Source organism: Acinetobacter pseudolwoffii, from assembly GCF_002803605.1.
GTDB lineage: Bacteria > Pseudomonadota > Gammaproteobacteria > Pseudomonadales > Moraxellaceae > Acinetobacter > Acinetobacter pseudolwoffii.
Map to the genome: position 1 here is coordinate 319,933 of NZ_PHRG01000002.1, position 25,771 is coordinate 345,703.

Below are 25,771 nucleotides of genomic sequence, written 5' to 3' on the forward strand. Positions count from 1 at the left end.
CTTAAGTAGCCAAGACAGACCCAAACGCCTGCATGATTGCAGGCGTTTCAAATCAGGGGGACTACCATGTTAGACCGTACACCATCTCGTGAACTTCAAGAACATCTTTGGGTGTTCCCGATGGATTATCCGATTAAACTGATTGGCCTTGCTGGCATTGAACTGCGTCAGGCCGTAAATGATATCTTTGTAAAACATTTTCCTGAGTTTGATGGCAGTGAAATGACCATCACACCGTCGCGTACTGGCAAATATCATTCCATTACCGCACAACTGCGCTTTTTGGAACTGGAGCAGGTGCATGCAGTATATGCAGATTTGGCCGCCTGTCCGCTGATTAAAACCGCACTGTAATCAAAAATACAAAAGACACGCTTTCGGGCGTGTTTTTTATGCCTGTACAATGACTGAGCTAGCGCTTAAATATTGTAGGTCTCGCCCCTATTTCATGCCGAAATCATTATAATTATGACCAGTTTTTTATAATTACCAAGGACACTTCCTGTGACTGATGTGCTGCAAAAGCCCGAGCTGATCATTCGTCAATATCACGACCTCACACCTTATGAAGATCGTTTTCTGGAAATGAAAACTTTTACGGAAAACCGTGATGAACATAGCCCGGATCAGCTGTGGATTCTGCAACATCAGGATGTATTGACTCAAGGTCAGGCCGGTAAGCCAGAACATATTCTGATACCGAGCAATATCCCGGTAATTCAAACCGATCGTGGTGGTCAAGTGACCTGGCACGGCCCGGGCCAGCTGGTGGCTTACTTCATGTTTGACCTGAATCGCCTGGGCTGGAATGTGCGTACACTGGTGTCCTATGCTGAAAACCTGATGATCGATCTGCTGAAAAAATACGGCATCGATGCCTATGCCAAACCCGATGCACCGGGGGTCTATGTGGCTGAACGAAAAATTGGTTCACTGGGTTTTAAAATTCGTAAAGGCCGTAGCTATCATGGTCTTTCCCTAAATCTGGATTGTGACCTGAGCGGATTTAATACCATCAACCCTTGTGGTTATGCGGGACTGGAAATGGTTCGCATGAGCGACCTACTGGAACAACCGCCACAATTCAACCAGTTATGTCGTGAAATTATTGAAACTTTGCGCCACAGCGGTTACTTTAATCAAGTCACTGTCGAGCAAAGATAAAGCCTTTGCATTTCACCCCCAAATAAATTAGAGTATTTACTCTAAACCAATAATATTGAGATAGGGATCATCACGTGATTGCAACTAAATCCGTAAAACCCGCTTTGCAGCTTGCCTATGTCAAACTCATGATGGATGTGATTGGCCGCGGTCTGGTCATGGCAAGCCAGGTGGATGAAGAAATCAAACAGGAAGTTGCCCAATTTCCAGTCCATTTCACTCTTTCCATGAAAGTCTTTCCGCATGGCCCAGCCTTTGTGGCGCGGGTCACTGAGGACAAGCAACTGGAACTGGTGAAAAATCTGGAAAAAGCACCTGATCTGACTATTACCTTTAAACATCTGCACCATGCCTTTTTGGTGTTTTCTTTTCAGGAAAGCACCTCTCAAGCCTTTGCCAATGACCGCATGATTGCCGATGGCGATATTTCCAATGCCATTCGTCTGGTGCGTTGTCTAAATAAAATGGAAGCACTGATTTTGCCTAAACTGGTGGCGCAACTGGCTGTCAAAGAATATCCAAGCAATCTCAGCCTCAAAGAAAAACTAAGCGAAGCGAGCAGTATTTATCTAAAAATCGCTCAATCTTATTTAAAACGGAGTGTATAACATGGCTAAACCTTATTATGAATTTTTCTGTCCGGTTAAAGTCATTGCCGGACATGCCGCGTTAGAACATATTCCGTTTGAACTTGCGACCTTAGGCGCAAAACGTCCGCTGATCATTACCGACAAAGGTGTACGCGCCAATAATCTGCTGGCACCGATTGAAGCGGCATTTGAAATGGCAGATGCTGCAATTGTAGCCATTTTTGATGACGTCCCCCCCGACTCTAGCTTGGGTACAGTACGTAGTGCGGCAAAACTGTATCGTGAAAATCACTGTGATGCGATCATTGCTGTAGGCGGTGGTTCAGTCATTGATACGTCCAAGGCCACCAATATTCTGGTGTCTGAAGGGGGTGATGACTTGCTTAAATATTCTGGTGCCCACAACCTGCCTAAGCCACTGAAACCATTTTTTGTGATTCCAACAACTTCAGGGACAGGTTCAGAAGTCACCATGGTGGCTGTCGTCTCAGATACCGAGAAGAACGTTAAAATGCCTTTCGCATCGTATTATTTGATGCCGCATGCTGCGATTTTAGATCCGCGCATGACCCAGACTTTGCCGCCGCATTTAACCGCCATGACCGCAATGGATGCACTGACCCATGCGGTCGAAGCTTATACTTGCATGGCAGCCAATCCAATCTCAGATGCTTATGCCACCGCAGCAGTCAAGAAGATCAGTAGCCATCTATTCAATGTGCTGGATAATCCCAATGATACGCAAGGCCGTCTGGAACTGGCTCAAGCATCGACCATGGCCGGTATTGCATTTTCTAACTCGATGGTCGGGATTGTGCATTCACTCGGTCATTCACTGGGTGCAGTGGTGCACTTGCCGCATGGTTTATGTATGAACCTGTTCCTGCCGTATGTGCTGGAATACAACAAAGAGGTCAATGGTGACAAGATTGCTGATCTGTTGCTACCTTTGGCAGGTGCCGATATTTATGCGCAAACACCAGCACATTTACGCGCAGACAAAACCATTGCCACTATTCTGACCATGCGAGATCGGATTTATAGTCTGACCAAACTGCCACGTACATTACGTGAAACCGGCAAGATTTCTGAAGCGCAGCTGGATGAAGTGGCAGAGAAAGCCCTGAACGATGGTTCCATCATTTATAACCCGAAAGAAGCCACCCTGGAAGATTTAAAATCTATCTTAAAAAAGGCTTGGTAATTACTGAAAAATAAGCCAATATAGCGAAAATTAAAGCCTGATGTTTTTTTAGACATCAGGCTTTTATCTTGCATAAAGAAATCATTGCGTTAATTTGAATGGCATACTTTATGCACCTCAAAAGTCAAAAAAATAGCTAGCAAAAGCCCTTCTTTTCAAGTAGATTGGCGGGCTTTTATAGAAAACTGTAGGGGGGATCGTTCGTCTCAAACGATCCTTATAAATATGACTGATCCTTGATCAACGATTAAGAGGATAACGCCGTTGACTAATATCTCTGGGACTCAATCGGCAGCTAAACTGCAAAAAACGCTGGGACTCTGGCACATCATTATTATTGGTTTGGCTTATATTCAACCCATGACCTTGTTTGATACATTCGGTCTGGTATCTGAAGAAAGTAACTTCCACGTTCCCACCTCTTACATTTTTGCACTGATTGCAATTTTGTTAACCTCTTTGAGCTATGGTCATATGATTCGTCGCTACCCTTCTTCGGGTTCGGCCTATACCTATGCGCAAAAATCCATTCACCCGAATGTGGGTTTCATGGTGGGGTGGTCATCTTGGCTCGATTATTTATTGTCGCCAATGGTCAACATCATTCTTGCCGTCATTTACTTAGAAGCCCTGTTCCCTGATATCAATCATTGGGTTTGGGTCGTGGTATTGACTGCATTCATGACTGGCATCAATTTACGTGGTGCGCGCTTTGTAGCGAACTTCAACAGTATGATCGTGTTCGTGCAGTTGATTGTCATTGCCGTATTTACCTGGATGGTCTACAGCAAGTTACAGGCTGGCTTTAATGCGGATGGTCCAATCACAGCTGAGCAACGCTATCAGCTCTGGAGTCTGGAACCGTTCTGGAATGAATTAACGTCAGTAGGCGCCCTGATTACTGGTGCGACTTTACTGTGCTTCTCTTTCACTGGTTTTGACTCTTTAAGCTCGCTGGCTGAAGAAACCAAAGATACTGAAAAAACTTTGCCTAAAGCGATTTTCTTGACCGCTTTAATTGCCGGTATTATTTTCATTATCAGCACTTACTTCATGCAGATTTACTTCCCGAACAATCCAGGTTCATATTTCCAGAATATTGCTGAAACTCAGCCGGAAATTTTGATGCTGGTGGGTGGGTCCTTGTTCCAGGCTTATGTACTTGGTTTTGCAATCATTACCGTCATGGCATCAGGGATTTCTGCACACGCAGGTGTATCTCGCTTAATGTACGTCATGGGCCGTGATGGCGTGATCAACAAGAAAATCTTTGGTCATATCAGTCCGAAAAACTACACACCGTCATACAACATTATGATTGTCGGTGCTGTAGCCTTAACAGCTGGCTTCATGGATCTTGATTTTGTGATTTCACTGATCAGTTTCGGTGCATTGACGGCGTTCAGTTTCGTAAACTTGTCTGTCATTTCACGCTATGCTTTACGTGATGGTCGTACCAAAACTGCGAAAGAAATTCTGAACTTTGTGGTGGTACCACTTGCAGGTTTCATTGCAGTATTTGCCTTATGGCTCGAAGTTGATCAAACCTCATTGAAATATGGTCTGATCTGGGCATTTGGCGGTATCTTGTACCTGGGTTATAAAACCAAAGGTTTCAAGCATCCTGCACCTCAGCACAACGAATTTGACGATAAATAATATCGTTCCGGTTCAAATAAAAAAGGCGCTTTAAGCGCCTTTTTTATGTTTTTGATTTTACTTAAGATAAACGACAATCAAAACCCATTTGGGTATTGACCCGATTATTTTCATAGCCCAGTTTTTCAATGAACAGACTTCTATTCGACAATAATTTTTGCTCTTCCGGATTTAGTCTGGCTTTATTCTTGACCGCCAGCTGATACATTTCATTTACGACGCCCTGAAAAATAGCACAGACTTCCTGACGTTTGGTCTGTTTCAATTTACGTCCACGCCAAGTCCATTCAAAATCATCGGAATTCAGACTCTGTCCCCAGTTATCGATCCGCGCATCCAAGCGTTTTTGCATGTCAGCCAATCCTTGCTGTATTTCCGCTTGCGTAATTGGCTGAACTTGTTGCGTTTCCCCCATTACATCACTTGCTTCTTGCGCACCGAGGTGTAAAGCAGTCATTCCAATACAACAGGCCAAGGCAAATTTTAATATCGGCTTCACGCGTATATCCTTCTTATTCCAATCAGTTGTCTCTCTCTATCCTAGCAAATAAAAAAGCCACCCAAAGGCAGCTTTTCAAATTATTGTAAATTTAAGCTTAGAGCGCTTTAAAACCCTGCTGACGCCAGGCTTCATATACAATCACTGCCGTGGCATTCGAAAGGTTTAAACTACGAGAGTTCTCTGCCATCGGTAAACGAATCCAGTGCTGCTGCGGGAACATCATCCGAACATGTTCAGGCAGACCACGCGTTTCCGGCCCCATCAACAATGCCACAGGACGGTTCAAGTCCGAGGTATGTGGCGTTTCAGTCCCTTTGGTGGTCAGTGGATAGACCGCATCCAGAGCAATGCCTTTGCTTGCCAGATCGGCCAGACAATCTTCGATAGTGTCCCAAATCTGCATACGTGCATATTCGTGATAATCCAGACCGGCACGTCTCAGTTTTTTATCATCCAGTTCAAAACCCAGTGGCTTGACCAGATGCAACTGTGCTCCCGTATTGGCACACAGACGAATAATATTGCCTGTATTTGCAGGAATTTCGGGCTCATATAAAACAACGTGGATCACTTATTTCTCACTTTATACATTTCATTCAGATATAGCTTTCAACTTATAGATCAAACAGCAACATCAGTGCTATCTTTTTCAGATACAAATTTTTGCCTGTATTCGGACCATGAGATTAATCGTCATATCCTTTTATTCAGGTGTAATTTTCGTCTTGCATTCAGATAAAGAGTATCAACTATTGCTATCCTCTTACTCAGGCATGGCCTTCGTCTTGCAGTCAAACCAAGAGACAACTTTTGCTTATCCTCTTACTCAGGCATGGCCTTCGTCTTGCGGTCAAACCAAGAAACAACTTTTGCTTATCCTCTTACTCAGGCATGGCCTTCGTCTTGCGGTCAAACCAAGAAACAACTTTTGCTTATCCTCTTACTCAGGCATGGCCTTCGTCTTGCGGTCAAACCAAGAAACAACTTTTGCTTATCCTCTTACTCAGGCATGGCCTTCGTCTTGCGCTCGGGCAAAGCAGTGCTTTGCTTATCCTCGCTCATGCCATTGCAGTTGTTCACGCAAGCGAACCACTTCACCAATAATGGTTAAAGTCGGTGCCTGAATTTGATGCTCAGACACTTTAGAGGCGATGTCAGCAAGGGTTCCCACCACAACTTTTTGCTCAGGAGTCGTGCCTTTAGAGACCAGTGCCACCGGCATATCTGCGCGTTGACCATGGGCTATTAATTGCGCACAGATTCTTTCCAGTCCCACCAGTCCCATATACAGCACCAAGGTCTGGTTTTCATAGACCAGCTCACGCCAAGGCAATTCAGGCGAACCTTCTTTTAAATGACCTGTCAGGAAACGCACACTTTGTGCATAATCCCGATGCGTTAATGGAATACCGGCATAGGCGGAACAACCTGAAGCTGCGGTAATACCCGGCACCACCTGAAAAGTAATACCTGCCGCAAATAGTTCTTCAATTTCTTCGCCGCCACGCCCAAAGATGAAAGGATCACCGCCTTTCAGACGACAAACCCGCTTGCCTTCACTGGCATATTTGACCAATAAAGCATTAATCCCATCTTGTGGAACTGCATGATTGGAACGCGCTTTACCAACATAAATTTTTTCCGCATCACGGCGACACAGATCCATAATCGGTTCAGACACCAGGCGATCATAAATCACCACATCGGCTTGCTGCATCAACCTTAAAGCTTTCAGGGTCAACAGTTCTGGATCACCTGGACCTGCACCCACCAGATAGACTTCACCTTTCGGCTGTTGCCACTCTTGTAATGCTTGCTCGATCAGACGGTCTGCTTCAGCCATATTGTCATTAAACACCTGCTCTTTCAGCGGACTGGCGTACAGATCTTCCCAGAAAATACGGCGCTGATCCGGATTGACAATTTTTGCTTTAACGCGACTGCGCCATTTGCCTGAAAACTCAGCCAGCTTGCCCATGCCATGTGGAATCGTCGCTTCCAGTTGAGTCCGAATCTGGCGTGACAACACCGGCGACGTGCCATTCGATGCCACCGAAATCACCAGCGGTGAGCGGTCAATAATCGCAGGCACCATAAAACGGCAATGTGGCGGATCATCAACACTGTTGACCAGTACATTTTCAGCTTCGCACAGCTCGAAAACCTGACGATTCACATCAGCATCATCTGTTGCTGCAATCACTAAACGATAATGACGTAAAGGAATCTGTGTACTGAATGGTGCCTGATCATATTGCCCTTGAGACTGCTGAACAATCCCAAGTAAATTGGCATCAATTTCAGGGGCAATGACATGAATCACTGCTCCGGCTTTTGCTAATAATACCGCTTTACGGTAGGCAATATGTCCACCACCGACAATCAGACAAGGTTGCTGTTGCAACTTTAACGAGATTGGAAAGATATCCACGAACTACCTCAAAATTTTAAATCTGATTGTCTATGCAATTTTCATGCACATTTAGCGATGCTGATATCAAGCATTAGTCGATATAAGTCGCACCACCCATATATGGACGCAATACTTCAGGAATCTCAATCGAACCGTCTGCACGCTGATAGTTTTCCATCACTGCAAGCAAGGTACGACCAACCGCCAGACCCGAACCATTCAAGGTATGTACAAATTCAGTTTTTTTCTGGTCGGCACGGTAACGCGCTTTCATACGACGCGCCTGGAAGTCACCCATGTTTGAACATGAAGATATTTCACGATAAGTATTCTGGCTTGGCACCCAAACTTCAAGATCATAAGTCTTGGTCGCGCCAAAGCCCATATCACCGCCACAAAGGATGATCTTACGGTATGGCAGACCTAATGCTTGCAAGATACCTTCAGCATGGCCGGTTAAATCTTCCAGTGCCTGCATAGACGTTTCAGGTTTAACAATCTGAACCATTTCCACTTTGTCGAACTGGTGCTGACGAATCAGGCCACGGGTATCACGGCCATAAGACCCTGCTTCACTACGGAAACATGGGGTATGTGCTGCATATTTTAATGGCAGACGATCTGCATCAATGATTTCATCACGCACGAAGTTAGTCACTGGCACTTCAGCAGTTGGAATTAAATAGAATTCTTTTTCGCCTTGAAGTTTAAACAGATCTTCTTCAAATTTAGGCAACTGACCTGTGCCACGTAATGAATCCGCATTCACCAAATACGGTACATAAGCTTCAGTATAACCATTCTGGTCTGTATGCGTATTCAGCATGAACTGTGTCAATGCACGTTGTAAACGCGCCAATGGGCCTTTCAAAACACTGAAACGAGAACCGGTTAATTTGGTTGCGGTTTCAAATTCCAGACCGCCCATCATTTCACCGAGGTCAGTATGGTCTTTGATCTCAAAATCGAATTCACGTGGTGTACCCCATTTCAGGATTTCCACGTTATCGCTTTCGTCTTTGCCTTCAGGCACAGCTTCATCTGGCAAGTTTGGAATAGACAGTAATTTTTCTTCAAGCTCCGCTTGCAGTTCAGCCAATGCTGCTTCAGCCGCTTTGATTTCATCACCAATCGCAGACATGCGTGTCATGATTTCAGAAGCATCACCGCCTGCCTTTTTAATTTGACCGACTTGTTTTGCACCGGCATTACGTTCAGCTTGCAGTGTTTCTGTCTTGGACTGAATTTCTTTACGGCGCGCTTCTAGGGAGGCCCACTCTTCAACATTGAGTTGAACACCACGTTTTGCCAAGGCCAAATTTACAGCCTCAATATTGTTTCTGAGTAATTTCGGGTCGATCATAATCAATCTTTGCAGAAGAAAAAAACTGGCTATAGTGTAAGCTCTTAACGTCAAAAAATACAGTGACTACGACCCCAGCTGTGCCTTATTAGCACAATATTTAGGAAGTCTTGGGCTGTAAAATGGCTAAATATTCAGGCCAAATCACTTCACCCAAATCTGCATAGGACACTTTTAATTCAGGCGTTCCTGCTGCTTTAGAAGTTAATTCACCTGCCGGGTACACCAACACCAGACCCGACCTGTCAAAATAATAGTTATCACTCAGTTTTAACTGCTGTGCTTGTATCCCCTGTGTGCGTAGCCATCGAGTATTGGTTCGATATATCACATTGAGTAGTTTCTGCTCACCGCCCTTTAACATCAATTGATGCAAAGCCAGACGCTTTTTCTGTTTCATATCAAAATTGATATATTCCACATGTTCACTTGATGCAGTGTGATTCTTCACCAGATTGGAACTTATTAAGGCAAAAGTCGCCAGATGATCACGCTGAGCGATAAATACTACCTTGATAAAACGCTGATCCAGATAATAGGGCTCATCGGCCTTTTTAGGATTTTTCTGAGTCACTTTGGTGAATGCAACCGGCTCGGTATCCCGAATACGCGCTATAAAATATTGATCAATCCAGTCGAGGTTGGTATCCACCGTATGAAGCTCAAAGCGTACACAGCCTTCTATTTCACACACCACTTTGGCCACCCCTTTGACGGGAATACTCTTGGCTTCAATCTGCACCCACGGATCTGTTTGGGTAACAACTGAATTGGATGGCGGCTGACAACCCAAGATATATACAGTGATTAATAAGACAGCATAAATTTCAGCAGTTTTAAACAGATTGATCTTCATCCTGAGCTCCCAAAATTTTGCAATTTCATTGACTCGACTTTTATTTATTTTAAGATGCTCTTGTGTCTAGATATAGCTGAACCTTGTAGCCTGCTCAAAGCAATCCTGATAATCGGCAATAAAAAAGCAACCTGAATCGGTTGCTCTTTGATTTACTTGATACTTCTGATTATTGATCAATAATGTCCGTACCTTTTGGCGGGGTAAAGTTAAAGGTAGAAGCTGGAATACTGCCATTCACTTTCACATTACTAAACTTAATATTTGTAGTTTGGCCAAGTGAATCCTGCAGGATCATCAAGCTAGGTGCTTTATTGGCGCCAAAGCTAATGGTCAGGCTCTCAAAGACACCATCGGTATTTTTAGGATACAGCGTGTAATAGGTTTTACCCTTATTTGGCTGAGTGACCCGGTAAGACTGCATAATCTGACTGGTATTTCCTGACAGAAGCAAAGCCGGTGTATTGGCAACTTGCTCATCCAGGTTTTGACGAACCGCTTGCTGCAAATCCGGATCATAAATCCATACTGTTTTACCAGTCGTTGTAATGGTTTGCTTCGATGGTGCGGTCGTTTCCCAATAGAATTTACCCGGACGCTCGACTTTCATCACCCCTTGAAAGGTCTGATTCATATGTTGTGCGCTCAAGCCTTTTTTCTGGGTTGCTCTCGGATTGGTCACCTTGGTGCTTTGCTCAAAATTTGCCGTCATGCTACGCACATAATTCAGCTGCTTCACCAGACTGGCAGTTGCCTGTTGCTCCGACGCTGCCACAGGTGCAGCAAACACGGTTGTACTCATCACCGGTGCTAAAGTCACTACACCCAGAGCCATAGCACAGACGGTTTTACGAAGCATATTCATAATTTCACCTTTATATTTTGTGTCATCGCAATTTATTTGATGTCTCATCTTAAACGAAAATTAAAAGCTAAAATGATAGAAAATAAGAACTTTTGTATGGTTATTAATTCGAAATCTATTTTTTTGTTCATCATGATGAAGATTTCAGCCGTTTTTTTACATAAGCTGGATCAGGCGTTCATTACAGCCGATTTTCAGGCATAAAAAAGCCCACAGTTTCTGTGGGCTTTTTTTCTATCTCAGCGAATTACGCTTCAACAGATACGTAGCGACGACCGAATTGGCCTTTCACTTCGAATTTGATTACGCCGTCAGCAGTCGCAAACAAAGTATGGTCACGACCCATACCTACGTTTTGACCAGCGTGGAATTCAGTACCACGTTGACGAACGATAATGTTACCAGCAGTCACAGATTGACCGCCGTACATTTTAACACCTAACATTTTAGGATTCGAATCACGACCGTTTTTAGTCGAACCACCGGCTTTTTTAGTTGCCATGTCTATTTACTCCTCGTAATTAGCCTGAAATAGCTGTAATTTTCAACTCAGTGAACCATTGACGGTGACCTTGTTGTTTACGGTAGTGTTTACGACGACGCATTTTGATAATGCGGATTTTGTCGTGACGACCATGGCTAACTACTTCAGCAGTTACAGTAGCGCCAGCAACAACTGGAGCACCGATTTGAATGCTTTCACCGTTTACAAGCATCAATACGTCATCAAACGTAATAGTTGAGCCAGTTTCAGCTTTCAATAATTCTACTTTAAGGGTTTCACCCTCGATTACACGGTGTTGTTTACCACCGCTTTGGATTACTGCGTACATAATGTACTCCAAACAAGCCCGTGTCGTCGTGCCGATAAAGGAAGATATCGATCTTAAGACGTACGCCACTGGGGGATATCTAAGGGCGAGGATTTTAAGGGATATTCAAAAAAACAACAAGCCATTTTACTGAAATAATAATGGCGAGTATGTGCTAATTATTTAACACTTAAATAATTTCTATCAAATCAGACACTCAAGATATATTCAGCAACAAAATAATACAGCAGAAATTCGGCCAGTTTGATTAATATACTCAGCCTGATGAAGAGGGCGACATCGCTGACCTTTCCTGATTTTTTGTAGCGCAGAATATAGATCGAATCTGAATAAGATCTATAAAAAGCTGATTTTTAGTGGAGTTTATGCATTTCTTAGGTTTCACTCATGTTATAAATTGTTAAACTACGACCTGCGATTTACCAGACTAGAGGTTTTCTTTCACATGACCATCGACTTTAAGCAAGACATTCTCGCTCCTGTTGCTAACGACTTTGCTGCGATGGACACATTCATTAATGAAGGAATTACTTCAAAAGTTGCACTGGTGATGGCCGTCAGCAAACATGTGGTCGAAGCGGGTGGCAAACGCATGCGCCCGATTATGTGTCTTCTGGCTGCCAAGGCCTGTGGTGCTGAAGATTTAGAACCGCATCGCAAGCTGGCCGCGATTATTGAAATGCTGCATACGGCGACGCTGGTGCATGATGATGTGGTCGATGAATCTGGCCTGCGTCGTGGCCGTCCGACTGCCAATGCGACATGGAATAACCAGACTGCTGTTCTGGTCGGTGACTTCCTGATTTCACGTGCATTTGATCTGCTGGTCGATTTAAACAATATGGTCTTGCTGAAAGATTTCTCGACCGGCACCTGTGAAATTGCTGAAGGTGAAGTGCTGCAATTGCAATCCCAGCACCAGCCAGAAACCAGTGAAGCGACTTATTTAAATATTATTCATGGTAAAACGTCGCGCCTGTTTGAACTGGCGACAGAAGGCGCAGCGATTCTGTCGGGGAAAGATGAATTCCGTGACCCTTTAAAAACTTTCGCCGGTCATTTCGGCAATGCCTTCCAGATTATTGATGACATTCTAGATTACACCTCCGATGCAGAAACCCTCGGCAAAAATATCGGTGATGACCTGATGGAAGGCAAACCTACCCTGCCATTGATTGCTGCGCTAAAAAATACCTCCGGTGAGCAGCATGAAATTATCCGTCGCAGTATTGCCACTGGCGGTACAGAACATCTCGATCAAGTCATTCAAATTGTCAATGCGTCCGGGGCACTGGACTATTGCCGTCAACGTGCGACTGAAGAAACGGAAACCGCCATTCATGCCCTGCAGGCATTACCTGACTCTGAGTATCGTCAAGCTCTGATTAATCTGGCCAAACTGGCCCTACACCGAATTCAGTAATCTTTAAACTCGCCTATGCATATTAATTTTCTTGATCTTTTCCAAAACATGCAGCATCAGCTTGAGCAACCTCAGGCGGTGCTGGATGAAAATCTTCTCATTGAACTGATTGAAAGAATCAGACCGGAAGACAGCAGAAATACCGAAGAAATCGAAGCAAAGTTCAATGCATTTATCCAAGCTTTATTATTGACGCCGAATGCAGTTTCAGCATTACAGACATTTACCCTGCGGATCATTAACCGTTATAAACAGACCAGTCTGTTTTCCGATACCGGTATTTTGTCTCTGGATGGTTTCTGGAATCAGCTCAATCAGCGTATTGGCGCGCATATCCTGCCAGTTATTCCGGATCATCAGCAATTACAAGAATTATTTCGCAAGGTTTTTTATCAGCCGACCGATAAATACTGGCTCGACTATTTTGATGAAGATGACTGGCAACGCTTATTTTCAGTTCTCAATCAGGGTCACTCCAATCAGCCTGAAAAGACCCGCATTAAAGATCAACTGATCAAGGCACTGACCATTTTGTCGTATCGGATCAGTGGTATTGGTCTGCATCCTGAATTTATTAATGCACAGCCGGAACTGATGGAATATGAATCTCCTTTTCTGGTGCAGAACCGTGAGATTAACGAATTTATTCAGGAATACAAAAAACGCTATAACACGGTCACGCTGGTCGATTCGATCACCCCGCCAGATGCTTCGCAAGCGCTGGTCATGCTGGAACAGTGCCATGATGTCGTGGCAAAAATTCGCCGCTCTACCAAACGGATTGGGGTCAGTGTGAGTCTGACCTATATGCTGGCACTGCTGGAGCAGTGTCTGGAGCGGGTTGAAATCCTGCTCAACATGGTCATGGACGAGGATGACCTACGCTACCAGTCCATCGGCCTGTTTATTGCAGATATCACTGAAGCGATTTATAGCGAACGCAGTGTACGTGCCCTGCTGGCGACCAACAGTGAACTCCTGGCCTTGCAGGTGACTGAGAATGCCAGTAAAACTGGCGAACACTATGTCAGTACTGACAAAAAAGGCTTTCTGGCCATGTACAAATCGGCCGCCGGTGCAGGTGCAATCATCGCGACGATGGCCACCCTGAAAATCCTGATGACACGCCTGAGCATGGCGCCTCTCATGCAGGCCTTTAGCTATAGCATGAATTATTCGCTGGGTTTTATGCTGATTCATGTGCTGCATTTTACCGTGGCGACCAAACAGCCAGCGATGACAGCCGCTGCACTGGCGGCCACAGTCCAGCAACGCAAAGGCTCAAAAATGGCGCAAATTGCCGAGCTGGCTGCGCTGATTGTGAATATTATCCGTACCCAGTTTGTGGCAATTCTGGGCAATATTTCGATTGCCATTCCGGTGGCGGCATTGATTACCTTAATGTGGGACGTTGCTCTGCATGAACCCTTAATGAATCATGCCAAGGCAACCAAAACCTTACATGACCTGAATCCCTTTACCTCTTTGGCAATTCCGCATGCTGCAATTGCCGGGGTATGTCTGTTCCTGTCCGGGTTATTGGCCGGTTATTTTGACAACATGGCCGTCTACCGCAAGGTAGGCCCCCGCCTGAAAGCCCATATACGTTTATCGCAATTGATGGGACAGGAACGGCTGTACCGGTTTGCAGATTATATTGAACGTAATCTGGGAGCGCTGGCAGGTAATTTCATGTTTGGCATCATGCTCGGCAGTATGGGCACCATTGGTTTTATTCTGGGGTTGCCGCTCGATATCCGTCATATTGCCTTTGCCTCGGCCAACTTTATTCAGGGCCTGATCAATATTAATGGCCCGGATATTGGCTTGATTGTGGTGTCTTTCCTCGGTGTGTTGTTGATTGGCCTGACCAACTTATTTGTCAGTTTCAGTTTGACCATTATTGTGGCCTTACGTGCACGACGGGTACGTTTTGAACAGTGGAAACCGTTGGCAAAACTGGTCATGACTCACTTCCTGACCCGGCCAAGTGATTTCTTCTGGCCCCCCAAGCAAAGCATTGAAATTGACGAAAATCATACATCGACAAAATCTTAAAACTGCGACAATTACAGTATATTTAGCAACAAATTCCTTACTAAAAAAATGGAATTCGCATAAAATACGCACACTTGAAAAAAAGTGTACTGACAAGTACACTTCTACTCCAGACAATTAACCGATCTGCGAACGGTTAAAGGGACAAGGATTTTTGGCATGCATTACTTGTTACTTTTTGTCGGTATTTTATTTTTAATTTTCAGTGTGTTCATCCTGAATATCCCTGCTTTAAGCAAGCTTGATTTGCACGCAGTGGAAAGGATGAGTCTGTATCGCACCGAGTTTTGGAATCGAATTACTCTGTCCTTATCAGTGATAGGTGGCATGCCATTTGTATTATTTTTATCCACACTATGGTGTATTGCCTTGCTGTGGTATAAAAAGCATACAAGCGTAATTTTTATATGTATCGGAATTATCGGAGGAATACTCCTAGCTTGGCTGTTAAAGTTTGCAATTGCCCGACCCCGACCACCAGAGTCCTTGCATCTGGTTGAAAGTTTTGGAAGTTCCTTTCCAAGTGCGCATAGTCTGTATGCGGCATGTCTGGCTTGTCTGGCAATTTACATGTATCGGCAACATTCTCGCTTTACCATCATCATGATCGGTGCAGGCTTATGGATGCTGATGATGGGGATTTCAAGAGTTTATCTAGGCGTACATTTTCCTTCAGATGTCATATCCGGCTGGAGTATCAGTTTTATTTGGATTTCGTTGTGGTATATGGTCTGGATCAGATATTGCGCGGCGCACAAATAAGAAAATTTAGATAAAGATCTAATAGAGGTGAAACAATGATGTCTGCAAAGCTTTGGGCACCTGCCCTGACTGCTTGCGCATTAGCAACAAGTCTTGCACTTGTTGGTTGTAGCAAAGATCCAAAAGAGGGCCAGCAAGCTGGTACTCAACAACAGATGCCACCGACTGAAGTCGGTGTTCTTGTTGCACAACCACAAAGTGTAGAGCAGTCTGTAGAGCTCTCGGGTCGTACAACAGCATTTGAAATTTCAGAAGTACGTCCGCAAGCCAGTGGTGTGGTGCTTAAACGCTTGTTCACTGAAGGCAGTTATGTGCGTGAAGGTCAGGCTCTGTACGAAATCGATTCAAGCACCAACCGTGCGACCGTGGATAATGCCCGTGCAGCAATTGCCCGTGCTGAAGCCAATCTGGGTGTATTACGTGTGAAGGAAGGCCGTTACCGCCAGCTGGTTGGAACCAATGCCATTTCTAAACAAGAATATGATGACATCGTGGCACAGGTCAAACTGGCTGAAGCCGATCTGAATGCCAACCGTGCCACCTTGCGTAATGCCGAAATTAACTTGGGCTATTCGACTGTACGTGCACCGATCTCGGGCCAGACCAACCGTTCCTCTGTGACTGCGGGTGCATTAGTGACGGCGAATCAACCAGAGCCATTGGTTACCATTCAGCGTTTAGATCCGATTTATGTGGATATCAACCAGTCCAGTGCTGAGCTTTTACGTTTACGTCAGCAGCTCAACAAAGGCGATTTGAATAGCTCAAACAACACTAAAGTGAAGTTAAAGCTTGAAGATGGCAGCATCTACCCGATTGAAGGCCGTCTTGCATTTTCGGATGCCAGCGTAAATCCGGAAACAGGTACGGTGACTTTACGTGCGGTATTCCCGAACAAAAACCATTTACTCCTGCCAGGTATGTTTGCGACTGCGCAAATCGTACAGGGTGAAGTGCCCAATGCCTTCCTGATCCCACAAGCGGCGTTGACCCGTACTCCAACAGGTCAGGCAATGGCGATGCTGGTCGGTGCTGATGGTAAAGTGGCACCACGTCCAGTCACGACCACCGGCTCTCAAGGCAACAACTGGATTGTGACTGAAGGTCTGAATCCAGGTGATAAAGTGATTGTGGACGGGATTGCAAAAGTGAAACCTGAACAGCAAGTTGTAGCTAAACCTTATCAACCTCAAGCTGCTGCGCCACAAGGTGCTGCACCGCAACAGCCTGCAGCAAGCGAGAAAAAGGCAGATGATGCAAAGAAAGAACAACCTGAACAAAAACCTGCTGCAAATGCATAAGGAGTAATGGTTCATGGCTCAATTCTTTATTCATCGCCCGATTTTTGCATGGGTGATTGCATTGGTTATCATGCTGGCCGGTATTTTAACCATCAGCAAAATGCCAATTGCACAATATCCAACGATTGCTCCGCCAACCGTGACCATTTCTGCGACTTATCCAGGTGCATCTGCTGAAACTGTTGAAAATACAGTCACCCAGATCATCGAGCAGCAGATGAACGGTATGGATGGCTTACGTTATATCTCGTCTAACAGCGCGGGTAACGGTTCTTCTTCTATTTCCTTGAACTTTGACCAGGGTGTTGATCCTGATATCGCACAGGTTCAGGTTCAGAACAAATTACAGTCTGCCACTGCACTTCTTCCCGAAGATGTACAGCGTCAGGGTGTGCGTGTCACCAAATCCGGTGCCAGCTTCCTTCAGGTATTGGCTTTCTATTCACCTGATGGCAGCCTGACCGCCGATGACATCAAAGACTATGTCAACTCGAATATTTCTGAACCTTTAAGCCGTGTGGCCGGGGTTGGTGAAGTTCAGGTCTTTGGTGGCTCTTATGCGATGCGCATCTGGCTAGATCCGGCCAAAATGGCCAGCCTGCAAGTAACACCGAGCGATATTGCGACTGCAATTCGCACCCAGAACGCACAGGTTGCGGTCGGTCAGCTTGGTGGTGCTCCTGCTGTTGAAGGTCAAGTGCTGAATGCAACCGTAACGGCTCAAAGCCTGTTACAAACCCCAGAACAGTTCAGCAATATCTTCCTAAAAAATACCACTTCGGGCGCGCAAGTTCGTCTGGGTGATGTTGCACGGGTGGAACTCGGTGCAGATAACTATCAGTTTGATTCGAAATTTAATGGCAAACCGGCTGGTGGTGTGGCAATTAAACTTGCCACAGGTGCTAACGCGCTTGATACAGCAAAAGCGGTTGAAGAACGCTTAGAACAGTTACGTCCGAACTATCCGCAAGGCATGGTCGATCAACTGGCCTTTGATACAACACCATTTATTGAACTGTCGATCAAGAGCGTAGTCAAAACGCTGATCGAAGCGATTATCCTGGTGTTCCTGGTCATGTTCCTGTTCTTGCAGAACTGGCGTGCCACGATCATTCCAACCATGGCCGTTCCAGTCGTGGTCTTGGGTACCTTTGCCGTGATTAACGTCTTCGGCTTCTCGATTAATACCCTGACCATGTTTGCCATGGTGCTGGCGATCGGTCTTCTGGTCGATGATGCCATTGTTGTGGTCGAGAACGTAGAACGGGTCATGGTGGAAGAGCATCTGGATCCGGTTTCTGCGACTGAAAAGTCGATGAAACAGATTTCTGGCGCACTGATTGGTATTACCTCGGTGCTGTCAGCAGTATTCGTTCCTATGGCATTCTTCGGTGGAACCACCGGGGTTATTTATCGTCAGTTCTCGATTACGCTGGTCACAGCAATGGTCTTGTCGCTGATAGTGGCATTAACCTTTACCCCTGCCCTGTGTGCGACCTTGCTGAAACAGCATGATCCGAACAAGCCGCAAAGTAACGGTATCTTTGCGCGCTTCTTCCGCTGGTTTAACCGCAGCTTTGACAATGTGGCGGTGAAATATCAGGGCGGCGTAAATCGCATGACCCACAGCAAGATTTTCTCAGGCATTGTCTATGCAGTAGTGCTGGGTGTTATCGTGCTGCTGTTCCAGAAACTGCCGTCTTCATTCCTGCCGGATGAAGATCAGGGTGTGGTTATGGCGCTGGTTCAGCTACCGCCAAATGCTACCCTGGAACGTACCGACAAAGTGGTCAACACCATGACCAACTATTTCTTGGAAAACGAGAAAGATCATGTCGAGTCGGTGTTTAGTGTGGCAGGTTTCTCCTTTACCGGTGTGGGACAAAACGCAGGTCTGGCCTTTATTAAACTGAAAGACTGGTCTGAACGTACTAGTCCGGAATCTCAGGTCGGTGCCATTATTCAACGTGGTATGGCGCTGAACATGATTGTCAAAGATGCCTCTTATATCATGCCATTGCAGCTTCCTGCGATGCCTGAACTGGGTGTGTCGGCTGGCTTCAACTTACAGCTCAAGGCTGCAAGTGGTCAAAGTCATGACCAGCTTCTGGCAGCACGTAATGCAATCCTGGGCATGGCAGCACAAGATTCGCGTCTGGCAGGTGTACGTCCAAACGGTCAGGAAGATACTCCTCAGTACCGTGTCATTGTGGATCATGCGCAAGCAGGTGCACTGGGTGTCAGCGTTGCCGAAATTAACAGTACTATGGGTATTGCTTGGGGCGGTTCGTACATCAATGACTTCATTGATCGCGGTCGGGTCAAGAAGGTATATGTTCAGGGTGAAGCTGGCTCACGTATGATGCCGGAAGATCTGGACCAGTGGTATGTGCGTAATAATCGCGGTGAAATGGTGCCTTTCTCGGCCTTTGCCACAGGCGAATGGACCTATGGTTCACCACGTCTGGAACGTTATAACGGCGTATCGTCGATGAACATTCAGGGTACACCCGCTCCGGGCATCAGCTCTGGTGATGCAATGGTGGCCATGGAAGAAATTGCAGCCAAGTTACCAGAAATGGGCTTAACAGGCTTTGACTTCGAATGGACAGGTCTGTCTTTAGAAGAACGTGAATCTGGTGCACAGGCCCCGTTCCTGTATGCCCTGTCACTCCTGATCGTATTCCTGTGTCTGGCAGCCCTGTATGAAAGCTGGTCGATTCCGTTCTCGGTTCTGCTGGTGGTGCCATTGGGTATCGTCGGCGCATTGCTCATGACTTATGGCGGGATGGTACTGCTGCAAAACCCGAACCTGTCGAATAACATTTACTTCCAGGTGGCGATCATTGCCGTGATTGGTCTTTCTGCGAAAAATGCGATCTTGATCGTGGAATTTGCGAAAGAGCTACAAGAGCAAGGTGAAGATTTATTCGAAGCAACCTTGCATGCGGCGAAAATGCGTTTACGTCCAATTATCATGACCACTTTGGCCTTTGGTTTTGGTGTATTGCCGCTTGCCCTGGCTTCAGGTGCAGGTGCAGGTAGTCAGCACTCAGTCGGTTATGGTGTACTTGGTGGCGTGATCAGCTCGACCTTGTTAGGTATCTTCTTTATCCCGGTATTCTACGTGTGGATTCGAAGTATCTTTAAATACAAACCAAAACAACAAAATCAGGAGTATAAGTCGTAATGCAAAATGTATGGTCTATTACAGGTCGTAGCATTGCGGTATCTGCCCTTGCGCTTGCTTTGACAGCCTGTCAAAGCATGCGTGGTCCAGAGCCGGTTGCACAGGCAAATATCCCGAGCAGCTATACCAATGCGTCTGGTACTTCTGTAGCAGAACAAGGTTATAAAAACTTTTTTGCCGATCAGCGCCTGTTACAGGTGCTCGATCTGGCATTAAACAATAACCGTGATCTGCGCACTGCTGCCCTGAATATTCAACGCGCCCAGCAACAGTATCAGATTACTGAAAACAATCAGTTACCGACCATTGGTGCCAGTGGCAGCGTGTTACGTCAAGACACGGGCAGCAGCAATCCTCAAAGCCGCGGTGCTGTAACCACCTATAATGTAGGTCTGGGTGTAACCGCATTTGAGCTGGACTTTTGGGGGCGTGTACGTAGCTTAAGTGACAATGCACTGGATAACTTCCTGGCGACTCAAAGTGCGCGAGATGCGACACAAATTGCGCTGATTGGTCAGGTGTCTCAAGCCTGGCTCAGCTATTCATTTGCCAATGCCAATCTGGCTTTGGCTGAACAAACGCTAAAAGCACAGCTTGAATCGTTTAACCTGAACAAGAAACGTTTTGATGTGGGCATCGACAGCGAACTTCCTGTGCGTCAGGCCCAGATTTCCGTTGAAACGGCACGCAATGATGTCGCGAATTACCGCACTCAGGTGGCACAGGCACAAAACCTGCTAAACCTGCTGGTCGGTCAGCAAGTGCCTGCGACTTTATTGCCGGCACAACGCGTAACCCGCATCACGTCCAATACGGCACTGGGTGCAGGCTTGCCAAGTGATCTGCTGATTAACCGTCCAGATGTACGCGCTGCCGAGTATCGTCTGTCTGCAGCGGGTGCCAATATTGCAGCAGCACGCGCACGCCTGTTCCCGACCATCAGTTTGACCGGTTCAGCAGGTTATGCATCGACCGATTTAGGCGATCTGTTTAAATCAGGCAGTTTTGGCTGGTCCTTTGGCCCAAGTCTGGATATTCCAATTTTCGATTGGGGTACCCGTCAGGCCAATATCCAGATTTCTGAAACGGATCAGCAAATTGCATTATCAGATTACGAAAAGTCGATTCAAGCCGCTTTTCGTGAAGTAAATGATGCGCTAGCAGTTCGCCAAAACATTGGTGATCGAATTGCTGCACAGCGCCGTCTGGTAGAAGCCACCAATACCACCTATCGCCTGTCGCAGGCACGTTTCCGCGCCGGGATTGACAGCTATCTGACAGTACTGGATGCACAGCGTGCCTCTTATGCCGCAGAACAAGGCTTGCTTTTGCTTGAACAGGCCAACTTGAACAATCAGGTTGAAGTCTACAAGACCCTCGGCGGAGGCTTAAAAGTCAATACCACGGATACCCTGCCGAATCAGCCGTCCGTGACTGAACAACGCCGCGCAACAGCACAGCAGGCGAAATAGATTTAAAATAGAAAAAGAAAAGCTCACTTCGGTGGGCTTTTTTATTGCATTTTCAAGGCAGTTTTCCTATTGTCATAGACTAGCAATTTATTTAGAAAACATACGCATGTTACTTAGCAATCTGGAATCTGTACCGGGACATACTATTCGCCAACAAATTGATGTGGTTTATGGCAGTACGGTACGCAGCAAACATGTCGGGCGTGATTTACTCGCTGGCCTGAAAAATATTGTCGGGGGTGAGCTTACTGCTTATACCGAGCTGCTGGAAGAGTCCCGTCAGGAAGCGATGAACCGGATGGTTGAAAAAGCCCGTAGCATGGGTGCCAATGCGATTGTCGGTATTCGTTTCTCGACCTCCAATATTGCCCAAGGCGCCTCTGAACTGTTTGTTTATGGAACGGCAGTCATTGTTGATCCAGTCATGCCAAAATTACCCGACCCTTTTCCACAGGCAGAATAATTCATGGACGGTTTAATTTTTCAGATCGTCATTTTTGTCATTCTGTTTAGCGTCGGTTTTGGCTTTGGTCGTTATAATGAACGCAAACATTTTCGTTATCTAGACGAACAGGAACAACGACTGGCTTATATCCAGGTCAACAACAGCCGCTTTATCGTATCTGAACATTCCGGACAGATGATCAGCAGTAATGTGGTTATTTCCCATGATTATTTTAAATACGCAATTGCCAATGTGCAGAACATGTTGGGAGGTCGTTTGACCAGCTATGAAAGCGTGGTAGAGCGGGCACGGCGTGAGGCGATTGTACGTTTAAAACTTGAAGCTGAAAGAATCGGAGCCACCCAGATTATGGGGATTCGGCTGAGCACTACGGAACTGGGCATGCAAGGCGGTATGGTCGAAGTCTTTGCTTATGGCACTGCAATTCAGCAATCTGCTTCACCAATCTAAAAATAGCTATATAAACAATAGCATGCAGATGGTTATCTCATGTTGCGCAGTACGTGCAGATAATTGCTGAATGTGGATCAACTCGCTTATCGACTGGGGATGCAATATCATAGAAGAAGTAATTAAGCTCAAAGTTAGCGGCATAAATACAAATAATATGATGCCGTTTCTTCAGTCGATCAAACGGCACTCAATCCCATCTGTATTGCCTTATTATTTTTCTACGTCTTAAGCCGCATTGCTTAGAGAACGGCAGCAAGCTAAATGGCTATACATTGCCGAATTGACCGCCACCACCCAGCTTAAAAGTGCCCTTTTTAAATATCGGTTAACGAGATGGGTGCACTAATTCAGGCTGTTAGGCTCTTGCGTAATTCATCTTCAACGATACTGAGTTCAATTTCACTAAATTTACGAATCTCGCCTTCTGCATGCTTTTCCAGCATACCGCCGAGCAATGGTACTTTAACTTTTACTGTCCAGTTAAGCTGAAACTGGATCTGGTCTTCATCTCCCGTGACTGCACGCTGACAGGTCGCCTCGATCGGTAAATTTGCCCCGAGTTGTACCGTCGATGTCATTTGATTCAGATCGCTGATATCGGTACGCTGCAAACGGAATGCATCCTTGAGTAATTTTTTTGCCATATCCGGGATGTTGACATCCAGATTATAGGCACGTTTCAAGGTATACATATGCCCCTGCTTTTCCGAGACCAGAATTTCTAAATTTTGCGCAGGAATTCGATGACAGACTGCCTCATGCAAACGAATATCATTGGCCAGACGTTTAAATTCATCAATAGACACGCCATTGATAATTGCTTTCACAGTGAACTGATGTGCCATGCTATTTTTCCTTATTTTTATTGCATTATTCGCTTAGGTCACTCCGGACTATCGCAAATAAAACCAAACACAGAGATGATTCTGCAATTTATATCAACTTTATAGCATCTGTCATTATTCTTTTATCGGGAAATAGCGGCAATTCGGTCAATCTGTGCAAGATAGTTTTGCAGACAACTGTGTCTGGCCACAACTGATCTGTAGCTGCGCTGTGGCATAGTCAATCACGACATGAAATTCATCGGCGCCATCGTCTAAACCGGACACATACCATGTGGTTCCGTTTGGAAAATCCTGCAACCAGTCTGCTTTATAAAAGTCTGAAACCGAATCAAACTGCACATACAGTTCAGGCTGCGCTTCGATCTTCATTGCCAGAGCCATAAACTTCTGTAATTGCGCCTGCTGAAAATCAATAATCATACTATTTCCCCCTGTTTAGACATGATGATAGCGCAGCGATCTTCATATATGTTTAAAGGGTTCTTCTCGCTATACGACTGCCGAGTTTTGACATCTGGCCCATTATTGGATTAAACATAAGCTAGCGCACAAAAAACAAGATCTCATCCAATATAACGAAGGATATACTCATGGTGCAGGGAAAAATGCAGGTAGAAAGTGTCCAGTTTCTGGCAGAAGATGGTTATAGCTTAAGTGGCAAACTCTACCGGACACCGTCTGTGGCGAAGGCCAATATTGTCGTTGCCTGTGCGACGGGAGTACCGCAAGCGTTTTATCGCCGTTTTGCAGAATATGCAACTCATGCCGGTTTTCAGGTGCTGACCTTCGATTATCGAGGGGTGGCCGCTTCCGCACCGAAACAGCTCAAAGGCTTTAAAATGTCTTATCTGGACTGGGGAGAATATGACCTGAGTGCGGCAATTGAATATTTGGGCCGGACAGGACTGGATATTTATATGATTGGCCATTCCTATGGAGGTCAGGCATTAGGTCTGTGTAAACATCATGACCGCATCGAAGCGATGTACTGTTATGGCACAGGCGCCGGCTGGCATGGTTATATGCCACTCAAGGAAAAAATCAAGGTTCAGATGATCTGGAATATTGTTTTCCCTCCACTTGTAGCAATCACCGACTATTTGCCATGGAGCAAATTTAACATGGGTGCAGACTTGCCACGTGATGTCTATCGTCAGTGGCGTAAGTGGTGCAAATATCCGACCTATTTCTTTGCCGATCCGGATTTGAAAGACTTACACCTACGTTATGCTGCGGTAAGTACTCCGATTTATGCGGTTGCTGCTCTCGATGATGCCTGGGCCCTGCCTAATTCCAGACATGCTTTTATGCAATATTACCGTCAGGCAAACGTGCATTATATTGATCTTAAAGCTGAAGATTATGGTTTAAAGGACATTGGTCATATGGACTATTTCCGTCAGGGGGCAGAAAAAATCTGGCAAGATGCCTTAAATACCTTTTCCGAATTACATCGGCTTAAATATGCAGCTTGATGTTTAACGCCTATCGTCTCCTGCAAAACTTACAAGCTTCCTGAGCAGAGAGATCAAGCACAATCTGACTGTAAAAGATCGGTACGAATTTCCTGACGATGCTCTTGGCCAAAACGGTCGACATGCGTATAAAACACGCCATAGCGGCCGACATAATATTCCAGTGACTGATGGTAAAAATTCCAGAAAATCGACCACTCCCCTAAATCCATCTGACGAATTTGTGTACTGCTTTGCATGGGCATTTTTTGCAAGATTTCCTGCTGTAACTGCTCTGCCTGTGCCCTGTCCTGAATAGGTACATGACGCTGAAAAAACAGCTGAGCCACATCATCAAACAGTTCCAGTTCATAAGCATCAACCAGATGCACCTGTTCCTCATGCGTGGTCATGACATGTTCTGAAATACTAGCAATTTGTTCAGGTTTTTCTGCACGCTGCGCAGAGAGATAAGACTGAGTTTTATAAATTTTCCGCCCCACGATCCAGGCAGCATTGAACAGCAAAAAAATACACAGCAAGAGCAACAATTTAAACATAGTAGATCATCTCGTGTGGCTGATTTTATTTTTATTACCGAGCACTTCATATTCATTTGAATAATGGCCTAACACCTAGCATACGTCTATTTTTTAGACAGTGCAAACTCCTGCACTATTTCTATGATGGCATCCTTGACTCGATTTTATGGGGATTTAAAGTAAGCACGGCGATTCTAGTAAAGCTTGCTGTAAATTTGAGCACCCGCTCCTGAGAAACGTTGATTCTAGAAAATCAGATAAACAAAACCGACAGATCAGCAACATAAGTTATCTTCACCTACTGGTTTTTAAGAAAATCCTCTCAAAAAACTACAAGATTGTTATTTTGTTTC

General features: G+C 45.4%; 25 protein-coding genes. 14 read left to right on the plus strand and 11 right to left on the minus strand.

Annotation, left to right across the window (positions count from 1 at the left end; genetic code table 11):
• Positions 1-66: 66 nt before the first annotated feature.
• The 5 genes from CWI32_RS06240 (at position 67) to CWI32_RS06260 (ending at position 4,617) form a co-directional block, all read left to right on the plus strand.
• Entirely contained in the window at positions 67-354 is a 288-nt protein-coding gene (locus CWI32_RS06240) for a YbeD family protein (protein WP_005169807.1), read from the plus strand.
• Between the two features lie 150 nt (positions 355-504).
• A complete protein-coding gene (lipB, locus tag CWI32_RS06245) occupies positions 505-1,164 on the plus strand; it encodes a lipoyl(octanoyl) transferase LipB (RefSeq protein ID WP_100355550.1) in 660 nt (219 codons plus the stop codon).
• A gap of 74 nt (positions 1,165-1,238) precedes the next feature.
• A complete protein-coding gene (locus CWI32_RS06250; protein WP_005097759.1) occupies positions 1,239-1,772 on the plus strand; it encodes a hypothetical protein in 534 nt (177 codons plus the stop codon).
• A 1-nt stretch (position 1,773) separates the two neighbouring features.
• Complete coding sequence (locus CWI32_RS06255; protein WP_100534874.1) at positions 1,774-2,958, plus strand: iron-containing alcohol dehydrogenase; 1,185 nt, start codon at positions 1,774-1,776, stop codon at positions 2,956-2,958.
• Between the two features lie 264 nt (positions 2,959-3,222).
• On the plus strand, positions 3,223-4,617 hold the full coding sequence (locus CWI32_RS06260) for an APC family permease (RefSeq protein ID WP_005097762.1): 1,395 nt from the start codon (positions 3,223-3,225) through the stop codon (positions 4,615-4,617).
• 61 nt (positions 4,618-4,678) lie between these two features.
• Here the strand turns inward: CWI32_RS06260 and CWI32_RS06265 are convergent, their stop codons facing one another.
• The 8 genes from CWI32_RS06265 to rplU all read right to left on the minus strand — a co-directional run bounded on the left by CWI32_RS06265 (position 4,679) and on the right by rplU (position 11,449).
• Positions 4,679-5,074: a hypothetical protein gene (locus CWI32_RS06265; protein ID WP_244881221.1), complete on the minus strand. Its 396-nt coding sequence runs from the start codon at positions 5,072-5,074 to the stop codon at positions 4,679-4,681.
• A gap of 139 nt (positions 5,075-5,213) precedes the next feature.
• Positions 5,214-5,690: a tRNA (cytidine(34)-2'-O)-methyltransferase gene (locus tag CWI32_RS06270; protein WP_005097765.1), complete on the minus strand. Its 477-nt coding sequence runs from the start codon at positions 5,688-5,690 to the stop codon at positions 5,214-5,216.
• Positions 5,691-6,167: 477 nt separating this feature from the next.
• Positions 6,168-7,550 (minus strand): siroheme synthase CysG, encoded by a 1,383-nt coding sequence (gene cysG / locus CWI32_RS06275; protein WP_100534875.1) that lies wholly within the window; start codon positions 7,548-7,550, stop codon positions 6,168-6,170.
• A 73-nt stretch (positions 7,551-7,623) separates the two neighbouring features.
• Positions 7,624-8,895, minus strand: coding sequence for a serine--tRNA ligase (gene serS, locus CWI32_RS06280; RefSeq protein WP_005097768.1), 1,272 nt, complete (start codon positions 8,893-8,895; stop codon positions 7,624-7,626).
• A gap of 100 nt (positions 8,896-8,995) precedes the next feature.
• Positions 8,996-9,751, minus strand: a complete 756-nt coding sequence (locus tag CWI32_RS06285; protein ID WP_100534876.1) for an RsiV family protein — start codon at positions 9,749-9,751, stop codon at positions 8,996-8,998.
• 169 nt (positions 9,752-9,920) lie between these two features.
• On the minus strand, positions 9,921-10,616 hold the full coding sequence (gene lolA / locus CWI32_RS06290) for an outer membrane lipoprotein periplasmic chaperone LolA (RefSeq protein WP_100534877.1): 696 nt from the start codon (positions 10,614-10,616) through the stop codon (positions 9,921-9,923).
• Between the two features lie 247 nt (positions 10,617-10,863).
• Positions 10,864-11,118, minus strand: coding sequence for a 50S ribosomal protein L27 (gene rpmA, locus CWI32_RS06295; protein WP_005097774.1), 255 nt, complete (start codon positions 11,116-11,118; stop codon positions 10,864-10,866).
• 19 nt (positions 11,119-11,137) lie between these two features.
• Positions 11,138-11,449 carry a 50S ribosomal protein L21 gene (rplU, locus tag CWI32_RS06300; protein WP_005097776.1) on the minus strand — a complete coding sequence of 104 codons (312 nt, stop codon included), beginning with the start codon at positions 11,447-11,449 and terminating at the stop codon, positions 11,138-11,140.
• A gap of 445 nt (positions 11,450-11,894) precedes the next feature.
• Here rplU and sdsA point away from each other — a divergent pair, with 445 nt between their 5' ends.
• From sdsA to CWI32_RS06340, 8 genes are all read left to right on the plus strand, one after another.
• The gene (sdsA, locus tag CWI32_RS06305) at positions 11,895-12,872 is read left to right on the plus strand and encodes an All-trans-nonaprenyl-diphosphate synthase (protein WP_100329110.1); all 978 of its coding nucleotides are present in this window, start codon (positions 11,895-11,897) and stop codon (positions 12,870-12,872) included.
• 15 nt (positions 12,873-12,887) lie between these two features.
• Positions 12,888-14,930 carry a site-specific recombinase gene (locus tag CWI32_RS06310; RefSeq protein WP_034608441.1) on the plus strand — a complete coding sequence of 681 codons (2,043 nt, stop codon included), beginning with the start codon at positions 12,888-12,890 and terminating at the stop codon, positions 14,928-14,930.
• 159 nt (positions 14,931-15,089) lie between these two features.
• Positions 15,090-15,692, plus strand: a complete 603-nt coding sequence (locus tag CWI32_RS06315) for a phosphatase PAP2 family protein (RefSeq protein ID WP_074383416.1) — start codon at positions 15,090-15,092, stop codon at positions 15,690-15,692.
• Positions 15,693-15,727: 35 nt separating this feature from the next.
• A complete protein-coding gene (locus CWI32_RS06320; protein ID WP_100534878.1) occupies positions 15,728-16,993 on the plus strand; it encodes an efflux RND transporter periplasmic adaptor subunit in 1,266 nt (421 codons plus the stop codon).
• A gap of 13 nt (positions 16,994-17,006) precedes the next feature.
• Positions 17,007-20,183 carry an efflux RND transporter permease subunit gene (locus CWI32_RS06325; RefSeq protein ID WP_100534879.1) on the plus strand — a complete coding sequence of 1,059 codons (3,177 nt, stop codon included), beginning with the start codon at positions 17,007-17,009 and terminating at the stop codon, positions 20,181-20,183.
• The gene (gene adeK, locus CWI32_RS06330) at positions 20,183-21,655 is read left to right on the plus strand and encodes a multidrug efflux RND transporter AdeIJK outer membrane channel subunit AdeK (protein WP_100534880.1); all 1,473 of its coding nucleotides are present in this window, start codon (positions 20,183-20,185) and stop codon (positions 21,653-21,655) included. The genes CWI32_RS06325 and adeK overlap by 1 nt, the downstream gene beginning before the upstream one ends.
• Positions 21,656-21,761: 106 nt before the next feature.
• The gene (locus tag CWI32_RS06335; protein ID WP_005097785.1) at positions 21,762-22,118 is read left to right on the plus strand and encodes a YbjQ family protein; all 357 of its coding nucleotides are present in this window, start codon (positions 21,762-21,764) and stop codon (positions 22,116-22,118) included.
• A 3-nt stretch (positions 22,119-22,121) separates the two neighbouring features.
• Positions 22,122-22,571: a YbjQ family protein gene (locus CWI32_RS06340; protein ID WP_100534881.1), complete on the plus strand. Its 450-nt coding sequence runs from the start codon at positions 22,122-22,124 to the stop codon at positions 22,569-22,571.
• A gap of 350 nt (positions 22,572-22,921) precedes the next feature.
• Here the strand turns inward: CWI32_RS06340 and CWI32_RS06345 are convergent, their stop codons facing one another.
• Positions 22,922-23,419 (minus strand): DUF2505 family protein, encoded by a 498-nt coding sequence (locus CWI32_RS06345; protein WP_005097789.1) that lies wholly within the window; start codon positions 23,417-23,419, stop codon positions 22,922-22,924.
• A 147-nt stretch (positions 23,420-23,566) separates the two neighbouring features.
• A complete protein-coding gene (locus tag CWI32_RS06350; RefSeq protein ID WP_005097790.1) occupies positions 23,567-23,842 on the minus strand; it encodes a hypothetical protein in 276 nt (91 codons plus the stop codon).
• 170 nt (positions 23,843-24,012) lie between these two features.
• Between CWI32_RS06350 and CWI32_RS06355 the strand changes: the two genes are divergently transcribed.
• A complete protein-coding gene (locus CWI32_RS06355) occupies positions 24,013-24,897 on the plus strand; it encodes an alpha/beta hydrolase family protein (protein WP_100534882.1) in 885 nt (294 codons plus the stop codon).
• Positions 24,898-24,950: 53 nt separating this feature from the next.
• Here the strand turns inward: CWI32_RS06355 and CWI32_RS06360 are convergent, their stop codons facing one another.
• Positions 24,951-25,436 carry a hypothetical protein gene (locus tag CWI32_RS06360; RefSeq protein WP_100534883.1) on the minus strand — a complete coding sequence of 162 codons (486 nt, stop codon included), beginning with the start codon at positions 25,434-25,436 and terminating at the stop codon, positions 24,951-24,953.
• Between the last annotated feature and the right edge of the window lie 335 nt (positions 25,437-25,771).

What these genes read in the sequence shown, in the direction of transcription:
- CWI32_RS06240 (WP_005169807.1), top strand. Translation starts at nt 67, where the DNA reads ATGTTAGACCGTACACCATCTCGTGAACTTCAAGAACATCTTTGGGTG.
- CWI32_RS06255 (WP_100534874.1), top strand. Translation starts at nt 1,774, where the DNA reads ATGGCTAAACCTTATTATGAATTTTTCTGTCCGGTTAAAGTCATTGCC.
- CWI32_RS06265 (WP_244881221.1), bottom strand. Translation starts at nt 5,074, where the DNA reads ATGACTGCTTTACACCTCGGTGCGCAAGAAGCAAGTGATGTAATGGGG.
- serS (WP_005097768.1), bottom strand. Translation starts at nt 8,895, where the DNA reads ATGATCGACCCGAAATTACTCAGAAACAATATTGAGGCTGTAAATTTG.
- CWI32_RS06285 (WP_100534876.1), bottom strand. Translation starts at nt 9,751, where the DNA reads ATGAAGATCAATCTGTTTAAAACTGCTGAAATTTATGCTGTCTTATTA.
- lolA (WP_100534877.1), bottom strand. Translation starts at nt 10,616, where the DNA reads ATGAATATGCTTCGTAAAACCGTCTGTGCTATGGCTCTGGGTGTAGTG.
- rpmA (WP_005097774.1), bottom strand. Translation starts at nt 11,118, where the DNA reads ATGGCAACTAAAAAAGCCGGTGGTTCGACTAAAAACGGTCGTGATTCG.
- rplU (WP_005097776.1), bottom strand. Translation starts at nt 11,449, where the DNA reads ATGTACGCAGTAATCCAAAGCGGTGGTAAACAACACCGTGTAATCGAG.
- sdsA (WP_100329110.1), top strand. Translation starts at nt 11,895, where the DNA reads ATGACCATCGACTTTAAGCAAGACATTCTCGCTCCTGTTGCTAACGAC.
- CWI32_RS06310 (WP_034608441.1), top strand. Translation starts at nt 12,888, where the DNA reads ATGCATATTAATTTTCTTGATCTTTTCCAAAACATGCAGCATCAGCTT.
- CWI32_RS06315 (WP_074383416.1), top strand. Translation starts at nt 15,090, where the DNA reads ATGCATTACTTGTTACTTTTTGTCGGTATTTTATTTTTAATTTTCAGT.
- CWI32_RS06320 (WP_100534878.1), top strand. Translation starts at nt 15,728, where the DNA reads ATGATGTCTGCAAAGCTTTGGGCACCTGCCCTGACTGCTTGCGCATTA.
- CWI32_RS06325 (WP_100534879.1), top strand. Translation starts at nt 17,007, where the DNA reads ATGGCTCAATTCTTTATTCATCGCCCGATTTTTGCATGGGTGATTGCA.
- adeK (WP_100534880.1), top strand. Translation starts at nt 20,183, where the DNA reads ATGCAAAATGTATGGTCTATTACAGGTCGTAGCATTGCGGTATCTGCC.
- CWI32_RS06335 (WP_005097785.1), top strand. Translation starts at nt 21,762, where the DNA reads ATGTTACTTAGCAATCTGGAATCTGTACCGGGACATACTATTCGCCAA.
- CWI32_RS06340 (WP_100534881.1), top strand. Translation starts at nt 22,122, where the DNA reads ATGGACGGTTTAATTTTTCAGATCGTCATTTTTGTCATTCTGTTTAGC.
- CWI32_RS06345 (WP_005097789.1), bottom strand. Translation starts at nt 23,419, where the DNA reads ATGGCACATCAGTTCACTGTGAAAGCAATTATCAATGGCGTGTCTATT.
- CWI32_RS06350 (WP_005097790.1), bottom strand. Translation starts at nt 23,842, where the DNA reads ATGATTATTGATTTTCAGCAGGCGCAATTACAGAAGTTTATGGCTCTG.
- CWI32_RS06355 (WP_100534882.1), top strand. Translation starts at nt 24,013, where the DNA reads ATGGTGCAGGGAAAAATGCAGGTAGAAAGTGTCCAGTTTCTGGCAGAA.
- CWI32_RS06360 (WP_100534883.1), bottom strand. Translation starts at nt 25,436, where the DNA reads ATGTTTAAATTGTTGCTCTTGCTGTGTATTTTTTTGCTGTTCAATGCT.